Raw genomic sequence first — 13,059 nt, 5'->3', positions numbered from 1 at the left:
AGGTGGTTTTAAAATCTTGAAAAAACAGTTAAAGACTTTAATCATTAAAAGTAAAAAACAGTGATTAAGGATTTTTTAAAGCGGGTAAAAGATTCAATGCTCTGCTGACATTAGAAAGAGAAAACAACAGGAAAAACGGGTTTTAAATTGATTAATAAAACGGCAAAATGAAAACATTAATCCAATAACAAAAACATAAGATTATATTAAAACATTTAATAGAATTAACCGTATTAAGCAAATCATTAGTAAAAAAGCACAAATATGTTTAAAAACATTAAAGATTATTAAAGAAATAAGCGTTGTTTTAATACCATTAACACATCTGTTACTCTCTGGTTTTAAACCTAAAAAATCAAATACAGAAAAACGAGAAAACTTAATTATCAGTTTAATTAAAATAGAGAAGTTAAATAGAGATCAGAAAACGAAAAAACCATTAAATTGACAAAAATTGCTCCTTAAAGCCATGTATTAAATGAATTTTTAATTAAAAAATAAGAAAACTCCCGTAATGAGAATAATTTTACAGGCTTCTCATCTTTTTAACATGGTGTATTTTCTCCTTTTTACTTGCATTTCCTTTTTCAGCAATCGTAAGCGCCTTTTTGAAAAATTATCAGCACAAACCCGAATTCACCCAAATGGTGTGCCGTTTCTATGCACTTCGGGCATTTACACATGAATCTTTACACCGATAAAGACTCTCAGTGTGAATTAGTGGCATATTTGCTCAAGCTCGTTCTCACTCAGACCGGTGGTTTTCATCACCGTTTCACGATCGATTCCGCTGTTCAGCAATGCATGCGCGATTTTTAGAGTTGCCTCTTGGCTCCCCTCCTGACGTCCTTCTTGGCGTCCTTCCTGACGCCCTTTCTGCTCCAGTTTCTGCGCTATAGTCATCAGTACCTCCTCATACTTCGGGGACTGCTCTGCCAATCGCTAAATAAAGCTCTTTACAGGCGTCATCCTCCGCCTGCAATAAGTATTTTGACTTTCTTTTCAACCACCAATCCTTGTCTAGACTGACACAAACAACTCATCAGCTTTATTTTATTCAAAAGCGGAATGCCCGAGCAATACAAACCCGAACTCACCCAAATGGTGTACCGTTTCTATGCGCTTCGGGCATTTACACATGAATCTTTACACCGATAAAGACTCTCAGTGTGAATTAGTGGCGTATTTGCTCAAGCTCGTTCTCACTCAAACCGGTGGTTTTCATCACCGTTTCACGATCGATTCCGCTGTTCAGCAATGCATGCGCGATTTTTAGAGTTGCCTCTTGGCGCCCTTCCTGACGTCCTTCCTGACGCCCTTCTTGACGTCCTTCCTGGCGCCCTTTCTGCTCCAGTTTCTGCGCTATAGTCATCAGTACCTCCTCATACTTCGGGGACTGCTCTGCCAGTCGCCGAATGAACCCTTCAGGGTCGGCGGTATCTCCCGCCTGTAACAAGTAGTTTAACACGCTTTTCAACTGCTCATCCGTATAGTAATCATATGTCAGCAGTATGATCAGTTCTTGCAGTAACTCCGCCATATCACGCTGCCGGATATGCTTTTGCACCATCTCCAACAGCGCAATCCGTTTGTGCGTTAAAATTTCATCGTTCGGAATCACCGTCACATCCACCAAAGGGAATGCGGCAGAATAGACTTCCTTCGCCAATGCCGGAACATCAAAACAATCAAGCCAGTTGGTACTCCACGGATACGGCCGAGTTTTACCATGATAAAACAATACCGGAATGACCAGCGGCAATTTTTCATGTCCCTGTTCCAGATGCCGCTGCATTGCGGAAATACTGTATCGCATCAGCCGGAATGCCATCATCTTATCCGGGGAACTCTGATGCTCAATCACGCAATATACGTATCCGTCACCCTGCACTGTTTTTAGCGAATACAGGATATCAGAATAATGTGCGCGCAGATTATCCTCAATAAACGACCCTGATTCCAACCGTAATGTATCCAGATCACAAACTGCCCGTAATGTCGCCGGCAGGTGTATTTCCAAAAAGTCTCTGGCAGTATCCACATGACTTAAAAAATGTTTAAAAACAGCATCATGTGGCGTTGGTGTATTTTTTCTTTTCATAGGCAAATAGTAGCATACTTTCTTTTATACTGAAGGAAAACTAAGCAAAAAAACAACAAATCCCGCTAATTTTTCGTCAAAAATGCTGATCGTGTCTGAGACACGTTAGTTCCCTTCTCAAACGAAACTCAAGTTACCTAATATGCCAAAAATATTTAAATGATTTTTAATCATAGTTTAAAACCAGCCAATTATAAAACCATCAGTGAAAAATGAGAAAAAAATTGGCTTTATTAATGCTTATGTTTACTGAAAAAAGGATAAACAAAAATCTAAATAACAAAATCCGCAAATAAACGATTTAACAACATACGAATCGGGTTACTTTCAACGTTATAATGTTGCATTTATTATGTAAAATCGCCACATAATATTTATTTACGACCATAGTACAGCTATCAATATTACCAAAATATTTTATTTACCATGATACATTATTTTATTACCATTTATTTCATAGGTAGTGAAACTTAATGCTTGTAAAAAACTGTCATCATGTGAACTAAAAATAACAATTTTCTCTTCTGCGAGAGAAATCATCAACGCTATTAAAAATGTTATAGAATCTGAGTCAAGGCCATTTGTTGGCTCATCAAAAATATAAACATCTGCATCTGTCATAAAAGCCGATGTCAATAAAAATTTCTTTTTTGTCCCAAGTGACATTTTCCCATATTCAATACCAGAATATTTAGATATGCCAAAACCATTTAAATAGTAGTCTAATTGATGTTTTAGATTACTTTTCCGATAATGTTTACCTAGCTTTATCACATCCATTCCAGTAATAAAGTTATAAAAATCAACATTATCTGAGATGTAAAAACCATGCCTTTGTAAACTAAATCGATATGTTTTCTCCTTTTTTATAAAATTAACCATTCCTTTTTTAACCTTATTTACACCAGCAATACTTGAAAGAAAAGCCGTTTTACCCGCACCATTAATTCCCGCAATACGGTTTAATCCAACATAAAAATTACAATTAACGCCTGAAAAAATAGTCTTATCATTAATAATAATTTCCAGTTCAATAACTTCAAGCATAAATAACCCCAAAAAAATATGTAAAAAAGAAAATAACACAAAGAATAATAAGTTTCGTGTACTGTGTTCTTAATAGAGAAATAAATGACAAAAAAACCAAAAGAAAAACATAAGATATAAACATAATAACAGGGAATGATTTAATAACCAAAAAACAAAAAGCAAAAGTTAAAAAAGAAAATAAAAACAAAGAAATACAATAATTATAAAACAAAATTTTCCGCATAGACAAAAAATTAGATAAATATGAAAGATAATTTATTTCAATATATGAAAAATTATAGAACAATAACATGCATATATATGTAACAACACTGAAATATACTAATAATATATAATCAGCCTTGGCTGGAATTTGAGAAAAAGCACTTTCACATGATATATATAATATTATAACGAATAATAACATAATAAGTGACGATATTTTATTTTTATGAAAATAATATCGGAGATTTATAATATAAAGTAATGAAAAAAATCTTGATGAAAGCAACTTCTTGTTTTGATTAATTGGGTAACATAATGTAGGATTTAAATATAATCTAAATGCTATCAATAAAATAGCTAACGTGAAAATAAAATTATATAATATTCCATTTCGGAATGATGCAGATAAAATAAAGAATGCAACAACAAAAACAAAACATAAGAAGTTTAACTCAAATAGGCAAAATCCAATTACAGCAAAAGAAATAATCAAAAACAACATAGATGAGAAATAATACAAAAAATTAACATTTCCAGAGAAAAAACCCAAGAAAAAGAAAATAATCATCGGGAAAGCACTGTAAATAAAAAAAACGACACGACAAAGAAATAATGTTTTTTTATCTACCAAAGAAACAACAAATGAATTTTTTCTTGCCGTAGGGAAAAATCTTATGTTAACCAAATAAAATAACACATAAATTATTAACGATATGGAAGAGAAATAAAATGATTTAATGTAACTCCCTGGCGTAATAATATTCGAAGAAAAAACAATTAAGATTTCAATTATACCACTGGCTTTTGCCGGGAGTAATAAAAGACAGAGAAATATAATGACATTTTTATTCCCGGAAGCAAATTTCTTTATCCTGCCTTTATACTCCAATGCATCAGCTATTATTAAATTCATACAACCCTCTAAAACCAGAATCTAAATAACGTCCTTTGTGAGTCTTTTGGAAACTTCATCCTGGAATGTAAATACAAATAGTTACTAAACACAATACATTGGTTTTTACTTAAATACAATCGGCATTGATTTTCCTTTTGATGTATAAATATATTGATATCCATCAGCATTGAGTAAACCTCTTCCGTGCATTTAAAATTATTGGGTAATGGTGAGAATGATATTCCAATATTACCCTCTATTCTTGAGAATATTCTTTTTTGAAAAAAATTTATCATTGGAAAAACGAGCAAGACATTCATCACGAAATAATAGAATAGCCAATCCAGAAACACTTAATCCTTTCTTACGCGAAGATCAGGAAAATTTATTTAACATAAATTTTCCTGTCAAAAAACTAAAAATTTCAGCTTTCAGGCTATTCCTTCAACTTATTGTTTCTTAACCTGTTGCCACATTTGTTCCATCTCTTCCAATGTCGCCGCTTCCAACGTCTGGCCTTTGTCCAAGATCAGCTTTTCCACGCCTTTAAAACGATGCTCAAACTTATTACACGCTTTTTGCAACGCGATTTCAGGTTTATACCCCAAATGGCGCGACAAATTCACAACGGCAAACAGCAAGTCACCAATCTCTTCTTCCAAATGCGGCTCATCAACAACTGCCTGACGAGCCTCATCCATCACTTCGTCGATCTCTTCATAAACTTTGTCTAACACGGGCCCCAGAGTGTCCCAGTCAAAACCGACGGAAGCGCAACGTTTCTGCATTTTATACGCTTTCATTAACGCCGGCAGGCTTGCCGGAATGTCGTCAAGGAGCGAATGAAGATCTTTTTGTGCTCTTTCCTGCGCTTTGCGTTTTTCCCAGCCACTGATAGCCACGTCACTACGGATATTTTGCTGCGGCTCAAAAATATGCGGATGGCGGCGCTCCAGCTTATCGCTAATGGCATTGCAGATGTCATCAAAATCAAATAACTGCTGCTCTTTGCCCATTTCAGCATAGAACACCACCTGAAATAATAGATCGCCCAATTCTTCTTTCAGATCAGAAAAATCGCCACGTTCAATGGCATCAATGACTTCGTAAGTCTCTTCTAATGTATAAGGTGCGATAGTTTTGAATGTCTGTTCTTTATCCCAGGGACATCCCTGTTGAGGGTGGCGCAATTGCGCCATAATCCCCAGTAACCGTTCTATAGCGGGTGACTTCATTTTTTATCCTAATTTCCCTGCGGTCAGTTGCCATGAAGACGTTTAGCTTCAATAACATCCGGTAACTGATTGGTTTTTGCCAATATCCGTCCCAATACTTGCAAGTTATAAATCTCAAGATTCATATCAATGGTGGCAATCTGTTGCTTTACATCACTACGACTACTCACCCCAAGTACATTCACTTTTTCATTCGCCAGGATCGTGGTGATATCACGCAGTAATCCACTGCGATCATTCGCTATCACACGCACAATCAGTGAGTAACCACTGGAATAACTTTCTCCCCAAACCGCATCTACCACCCTTTCAGGCTCACTTGCCTGCAAATCCGCCAATTGTTCACAATCAGCCCAGTGGATGGAAATTCCCCGGCCACGGGTGATAAAGCCGACAATCTCATCCCCCGGAATGGGCTGGCAGCAACGGGCAATGTGATGCATCAGGTTACCAACACCTTCTACCACAATCCGCCCGTTATCTTTAGCAGAACTACGCTGCGGATGGGATTTGCTTTCCAGATTGCGAAGCGCTTCCCGATCTGCATCTTCCGCAGTGGTTTTATTGAGTTTGCTTTGCAGGAAGTTAGCCAACTGGTTAATGCGGATATCACCAACGCCAATTCCCGCCAGCACTTCATCAAGGGTATGAACGTTATAACGCGCAATTAGCAGCTTTTCTGCTTCTTTCAGGCTGATATCCAAGTGTGCCAGTTCGTTATCCAACATCTGACGGCCCGCAATGACGTTCTTATCCCGATCCTGCTTGCGGAACCAGTTATGAATTTTCGCCCGGCCACGGCTGGTGGTGACATACCCCAAATTTGGATTCAGCCAATCACGGCTTGGGTTCGGATGTTTCTGCGTGATGATGTCAATCTGATCGCCCATCTGCAATTGGTAGCTAAATGGCACGATTCGACCGCTGATTTTCGCCCCAATACAACGATGCCCTACATCGCTGTGAATATGGTAAGCAAAATCCAGTGGCGTAGAGCCGGCAGGCAGATCAATAACATCTCCTTTCGGCGTAAATACATATACCCGATCATCAAACACCTGGCTGCGAACCTCATCCAGCATCTCGCCAGAATCAGCCATCTCTTCCTGCCATGCGATCAGTTTACGCAGCCATGCAATACGTCCTTCATACCCCGCTCGACCAACCGCCGTCGCACCCTCTTTATATTTCCAATGTGCAGCTATTCCCAATTCCGCATCTTCATGCATCTGACGGGTCCGGATCTGAATTTCCAGTGTTTTACCACCCGGCCCAAGCACTACGGTATGAATGGATTGGTAACCATTAGGCTTCGGGTTAGCAACATAATCATCGAATTCATCGGGCAAATGACGATAGTGAGTATGTACTATCCCCAGCGCCGCATAACAATCCTGTAAACGTTCAACCACAATCCGCACAGCCCGGACATCAAACAACTCATCAAATGCCAGTGATTTTTTCTGCATTTTGCGCCAGATGCTGTAGATATGTTTAGGTCGTCCGTATATTTCAGTTGTTACGCTCTCTTTGAGCATATATTTACGCAATGTGCTGATAAAGTGATCAATATACTGTTCACGATCAATCCGCCGCTCATGCAGTAAGTTAGCAATTTTTTTATATTCATCAGGATGGAGATAACGGAAACAGTAATCCTCAAGTTCCCATTTGAGTTGACCAATCCCCAGGCGGTTAGCAAGCGGCGCATAAATATTGGAACACTCTTTAGCAACCAGTACACGCTCATCTTCAGCCGCCTCTTTCACTACCCGCAGATGGGCAATACGTTCCGCCAGCTTGATAACAACACAGCGAAAATCTTCTACCATTGCCAGCAACATCCGGCGGACATTATCAACCTGCACAGAACAGGTCGAATCATTATGCGTGGCTTTCAACTGACGAATAGCATCCATATCCATGACACCTTTCACCAGATTGATAATCGCACTGCCAAACACCTCTGTGACGGTTTCATTGTCGAGCAATTTGGCGTCAACCAGTGGAAACAGTAGCGCAGCGCGCATACTGTCATTATCCATACTCAGCGTGGAAAGGATCTCAACCATTTCCACACCGCGCCATAACAGAAGTTCTGAATCAGGATGATTTTGCGCTTTTTCGTGACAATAACGCCAGGTTTCGGCTAATTTCTCACCCAATTGAAGATTCGCTATATTTAAACTGGCGATCCACTTATTTACTGCAAACTCTCCCGCAGGGGTTAAATGAGCACTTCTTACCGCAACCATAATCTCTCCTGATACTTCACAGCCTCTACCCAACCGCAACCTGGTGGCTAAATAGCGCCATTGACTCCAGATGACCGGTATGCGGAAACATATCCAGCATCCGCACACTGATAATGTGATAGCCAGCCTCAAGCAGAATCTTACTGTCCCGCGCCAATGTTGTTGGATTACAAGAGACATAGACCACTTTTTCAGGGGCCAGCTCGACGATGTGTGACATGACTCCTGCCGCACCAGCACGCGCCGGATCTAATAATACCTTGTTAAACCCCAGTTTTGCCCAGGGTTGACGATGTATATCCGCTTCCAGGTTTTCATGGAAGAAAGATATGTTATCCAAATTATTTAATCTGGCATTATATTGCCCATTCGCTACCAGCGTGGCAACCCCTTCCACTCCGACCACCGACTGCACTATCCGGCCAATAGGTAAGGTAAAATTTCCCATCCCGCAGAACAGATCGAGCACTCTGTCATTCGGTTGTAAATCAAGCCATTCCATCGCCTGAGCAACCATTTGCTGATTGACTTCATCGTTAACCTGAATAAAATCTCTTGGACTGAAAACCAGTTTCAGGCCACCTACCTGATACCAAGGTTCCGGCGGTTCATTCAGTGACTCAATTGAAGTTTCATCTGCCGCCAGATAGACAGCCACATTGTGCTGCACAGAAAACGTGGATAACTTTGCTTTATCTTCCCCTTTCAGGGGATCAAGGTGGCGCAATATCATCAATGGGCCGTTATCTGCCAGCACCAATTCCACATGTCCCAACCGTTTAGCTGCTTTTAGATTATTCAGGCATTGAGATAGTGGCTGCAATAACCGTTCCAATTCAGGTTGTAAAACAGGGCATGTTTTTATCGCAACTAATTCATTGGATTGATTCTGACGAAACCCCATTACGAGTTGACGTTGTTTAATTTGATAATGTAAACCAAGTCTTGCCCGACGCCGGTAACCATATTCAGGGCTGAGAATCACCGGCTTGGCGGAGACAATTATACCGGTTTCCCGCCTAATAAGATGTTCCAAAACACTGGCCTTACTCTCACGCTGTAAATCAGATGCAACATGTTGTTGCTGACAACCGCCACATATTCCAAAATGCGGGCAGCGGGGATTTACACGATATGGACTGTCAGATAAACGCTTAACCAACTTTGCCTTGGCAAACTGGCGCTTCTCTTCCGTTAGTTGTACCTGTGCCTGTTCACCGGGCAATAATCCGGCGACAAAAATGGTTTTACCCTGATAACGAGCTACACCCTGTCCTTGGGCATCCAGGTTATCAGCAGTGACTGTGATGATATGCCGGTTTACTGTTCGGCGATTGGGGGAATAAAATTGCACCATGATTCTTACGGACTATGAATTATTAAGTTCTTATTTTCCCATAATGGACGCCTATGACCAAATATAGCTTACGCTTTCGAATGATGAGCCTGATCCTGATTCCGATTTTACTGATTGGCATGTTTTTCAGTATATCGTTTCTCTGCTATCACTATCGTGAACTGAAAAACCAAATCGTTCGATCCGGGGTCAGTATTATCGAACCGCTTTCGATTGCCAGTGAAATCGGGATAAACCTGCATAACCGTGAACGCGTCAACTCATTGATAACCCGGCTTCATCGCAGAAACTCGGAGATAGTCCGGGCGATTGCCATTTTTAATGATGATAATCAGCTATTTGATATATCAAACTATAAATACAATTCAGCTCAACTACAGATCACATCAGGTACGCCACTGCCAACCACCCTGACAAGAATGGAAGTCAAAAACAGTATTATTTTACGTATGCCGATTATCTCAGAGCGCCATTTATCTCAAAATCAGCAGAACGCGGATACCCCATCGCTACATCCAATCGGTTATATCGCCATTGATCTTGATTTACGGTCAGCTCACTTGCAGCAATATAAAGAGATAGTTATCTTTATATTGCTATTATTGATTTGCCTTGGCTGGGCATCACTGTTTGCCTACCATTTGGTCCGCAAAATCACAAAACCTATCAGCGATATGGTCAGTACAGTTGATAGAATTCGCCAGGGGCAGTTAAACAGCCGTGTCAGCGGGAAATATTTTGGTGAATTGGATACGCTGAAAAATGGCATTAATGCCATGGCAAAATCCCTTTCCAGTTATAAAGAAGAGATGCAGAACGATATTGATCAGACCACTTCAGATCTACGGGAGACGATGGAACAGTTCGAAATTCAGAACGTTGAGCTGGCAATAGCAAAAAAACGCGCTCAGGAAGCCGCCAGAATAAAAACAGAATTTCTGGCAAATATGTCTCATGAATTACGTACACCACTTAATGGCGTCATTGGTTTTACCCGCCAAACACTGAAAACCTCTCTGACAATACAGCAAGCTGAATATCTGTATGTTATTGAACGTTCTGCCAATCATCTGCTGAATATTATCAATGATATATTGGATTTTTCCCGGCTTGAAGCGGATAAGCTGGTACTGGAAAACATTCCATTTCTTCTACAAGATACGATTGATGAGGTGATAGTTTTATTGACCCCCAGCGCCAAAAATAAAGGCATTCAACTCACGCACAGCGTTGATCCCCAAATACCGAATCTGGTCATAGGCGACCCTACGCGCCTCCAGCAAATACTCACCAATATCATCGGTAACGCCATTAAATTCACTGAACAAGGTTTTGTGGAGATAAAAATCAATCTGATACAACTGCAATCTCATAAAATCAATTTAGAGATTACGGTCAGAGATACCGGTATCGGTATCAGCCCTGAACAGCAACCCCATCTGTTTCAGGCTTTTCATCAGGCAGATGCCAGTATTTCCCGCCGTTACGGTGGTACCGGCCTTGGTCTGGTGATTACCCGGAAACTGATCCGCGAAATGGGTGGTAATATCAGCTTTACCAGCGAGAAAGAAAAAGGTTCCATTTTTCGTTTTGATTTGTGGCTAGGAAAAGATGACTTTATTCTAACCGGCTCTGTTGTACCGCAAAAAACGATTAGTCAATCCCCACGTTTACCCATGACAGTCATGGCCGTTGATGATAATCCGGCCAACCTCAAACTAATCGGCTCATTACTGGAAGAGATCGTAGAAAAAACAGTGATATGTAACAATGGAGAAGACGCTTTACAATCAGCAAAATCTCACCATTTTGATGTCATTCTGATGGATATCCATATGCCGGGTATGGATGGCATCTGTACTTCTGAACGCATCCACCAGCTACCACAACATTGTAATACCCCCATTATCGCCGTCACAGCCTATACCTGCCGGCCAAGGAGCGATGCAGATCAATCACCATTTGAAGATTTTCTGACCAAACCCCTGGATGAAGATGGTCTGAGAACTGTGCTAAACCGTCACATTAAAGCACCGGAATCACAACCTGTTAACTGGCAGTTAGCGCTGCAACAGGCAGCAAAAAAAGAACAGATGGCGATAGAAATGATAAAAATGCTGGTGGATTCTCTACCGGATATAAAAGCAATCACAGAAAAAGTTTTATCCGGCGACATTGTTGACGATTATCAGCAGCAGATCCATAAGCTGCACGGTAGTTGCTGTTACAGCGGCGTGCCACAACTTAAAACACTCTGCCAATTAATTGAACAACAATTACAAAAAAACATTCCATTAACCGATATAGAACCTGAATTACTGGAGCTAATAGATGAAATTGACAATGTACTTGCCGCTGCCCAAAAGCTATTGAGTAACGGCCAAAATATCAGTTACACACAATGAATTTGCGATACTCTTCGTAAGCATAATTATCCGTCATGCCACTGATGTAATCCTGAATAAGACGAGCACGGTAGTAAAATTCCATCAGGTCTTTTTCAGATTCATCAGTGGCGATAATGCCTTCTACCGCTTCGTTATAAGCCAGGCGATGCTTAGTGGAAAGTTTGTGCAGCAACCGGGTTTCAATAAAATAATCTTTATGGAAATTGTTCTGGTTTAATTGCATAAAACTCTGGCGGGACATCTTCAATAGTGGCCAATAAAAATCCAACAACCCATTGATAATTTTATACCCTTTCAATTCCAACTCTTCAATTTCCGGATGATTAAACACTCTTTTACAAGCAATGTTCTTCAGCGTTTGAAGCAACCGATGCTCCTTGCTCTTATCCTCAAGCAGCGCTTGATTAAATGAACCCTCAAAAACGGCAGGCAGATGATCAATAAAACGACGGGCAGTATAAGGTACCAGCCTGCCGGTAATATAAACCCGCAAATACATAAAAAATTGGTCCTGCTGACTTCGACGTAATTCGTTGCCACTCGTTCTTTTATAAGCTTTTCTAATCGTAGCGTCGAACAGATCGCCAGACCGATGACCACCGTTCTCTTCCCACTCCTGTTCCAAATATTCCATCAAGGTATCTACGCCAAAAATATCCTTTTCAACCGCATCATCCAGATCAGCAATGCAATAAGAGATATCATCTGCGGCTTCCATAATATAAGTCAGCGGGAAACGACAGAATTCCCCCATTTTAAGCTCGCGACGCAATTCACGGACAAAATTCTCTTCCGACCAATAAAAGCCCGATTTTTTCATCAGGTAATTAAATTGATCCAGCTCTTTTTCAAGACGAAAAGCAGGACAGGTATATTTTAGAATGCAGCCAATCTGAGCATAAGTCAGATTGAGTTTTAACAAGCTGTGTACCATACGGATAGCCTGAGCATTCCCTTCAAACTGACATAAATCTTTACGTAATTGACGCCGGAAAAGATCTTTTTGCACATCTCCGCACAAATGCAATGCAGGCATTTCACATTGATCTTTTCGCTCAATATTTTCCAGGGCAAAATTAAGATCGAGCTTTCTGGCAAACCAGTCTTTAATTGCCGCTTCACCAAAATGACCAAAAGGTGGATTACCAATATCGTGCATTAAACAAGCCATTTCAATCAAGCTCTCAAATGGCAACAGCCGTTTATCCAGCCTGTATTGAACCAACAAATTACGCGTTTTCAGCTCATTGATAATCGTTTTCGAAATATAGCGCCCAATCTGTTGCACTTCCAATGAATGAGTCAAGCGACTGCGGACAGCGGCATTATTTTCCAAAGGAAAAACCTGGGTTTTCTGCTGTAAACGACGAATCGCCGCTGAATTCATAATCCGCCCGCGATCACTTTCAAACTGGCGAATAACTTGCTCTTCATCATTAGGATCAACATCATAATAGCTGTATTTACGTTGATAATTAAGCTTCTGATTAAAGTCTATCCCGGACATTTATCCCCCGACTTGTGAGATAGCACTGTTTTACACCACAGATTATC

8 protein-coding genes and 1 pseudogene are annotated in these 13,059 nt (G+C 40.2%); 1 reads left to right on the top strand and 8 read right to left on the bottom strand.

Annotated elements, in window-relative coordinates:
• Positions 1-717: 717 nt before the first annotated feature.
• From PTE_RS19780 to rlmD, 7 genes and pseudogenes are all read right to left on the bottom strand, one after another.
• Positions 718-1,006 (bottom strand): annotated as a pseudogene (locus tag PTE_RS19780) (Rpn family recombination-promoting nuclease/putative transposase); the annotation flags it as partial.
• Between the two features lie 168 nt (positions 1,007-1,174).
• On the bottom strand, positions 1,175-2,101 hold the full coding sequence (locus tag PTE_RS19775) for an Rpn family recombination-promoting nuclease/putative transposase (RefSeq protein WP_036849768.1): 927 nt from the start codon (positions 2,099-2,101) through the stop codon (positions 1,175-1,177).
• 417 nt (positions 2,102-2,518) lie between these two features.
• Positions 2,519-3,148 (bottom strand): ATP-binding cassette domain-containing protein, encoded by a 630-nt coding sequence (locus PTE_RS19770; RefSeq protein WP_036849766.1) that lies wholly within the window; start codon positions 3,146-3,148, stop codon positions 2,519-2,521.
• 1,128 nt (positions 3,149-4,276) lie between these two features.
• The gene (locus tag PTE_RS27365) at positions 4,277-4,546 is read right to left on the bottom strand and encodes a TauD/TfdA family dioxygenase (protein ID WP_422615341.1); all 270 of its coding nucleotides are present in this window, start codon (positions 4,544-4,546) and stop codon (positions 4,277-4,279) included.
• Between the two features lie 153 nt (positions 4,547-4,699).
• A complete protein-coding gene (gene mazG, locus PTE_RS19760) occupies positions 4,700-5,485 on the bottom strand; it encodes a nucleoside triphosphate pyrophosphohydrolase (RefSeq protein ID WP_036849762.1) in 786 nt (261 codons plus the stop codon).
• A gap of 23 nt (positions 5,486-5,508) precedes the next feature.
• The gene (gene relA, locus PTE_RS19755; RefSeq protein WP_036849760.1) at positions 5,509-7,740 is read right to left on the bottom strand and encodes a GTP diphosphokinase; all 2,232 of its coding nucleotides are present in this window, start codon (positions 7,738-7,740) and stop codon (positions 5,509-5,511) included.
• A 25-nt stretch (positions 7,741-7,765) separates the two neighbouring features.
• Positions 7,766-9,097: a 23S rRNA (uracil(1939)-C(5))-methyltransferase RlmD gene (gene rlmD / locus PTE_RS19750; protein WP_036849759.1), complete on the bottom strand. Its 1,332-nt coding sequence runs from the start codon at positions 9,095-9,097 to the stop codon at positions 7,766-7,768.
• A 53-nt stretch (positions 9,098-9,150) separates the two neighbouring features.
• Between rlmD and PTE_RS19745 the strand changes: the two genes are divergently transcribed.
• The gene (locus PTE_RS19745) at positions 9,151-11,502 is read left to right on the top strand and encodes an ATP-binding protein (protein ID WP_036849758.1); all 2,352 of its coding nucleotides are present in this window, start codon (positions 9,151-9,153) and stop codon (positions 11,500-11,502) included.
• Here the strand turns inward: PTE_RS19745 and dgt are convergent.
• Positions 11,486-13,012, bottom strand: coding sequence for a dGTPase (gene dgt, locus PTE_RS19740; protein WP_036849757.1), 1,527 nt, complete (start codon positions 13,010-13,012; stop codon positions 11,486-11,488). The genes PTE_RS19745 and dgt overlap by 17 nt on opposite strands.
• Positions 13,013-13,059 lie beyond the last annotated feature (47 nt).

The sequence above is a fragment of the Photorhabdus khanii NC19 genome (genome assembly GCF_000517265.1).
In the GTDB taxonomy this organism is placed as follows: domain Bacteria; phylum Pseudomonadota; class Gammaproteobacteria; order Enterobacterales; family Enterobacteriaceae; genus Photorhabdus; species Photorhabdus khanii.
The sequence above is the reverse complement of the archived record's forward strand: the minus strand, read 5'-3'. Positions and strand labels throughout refer to the sequence as shown.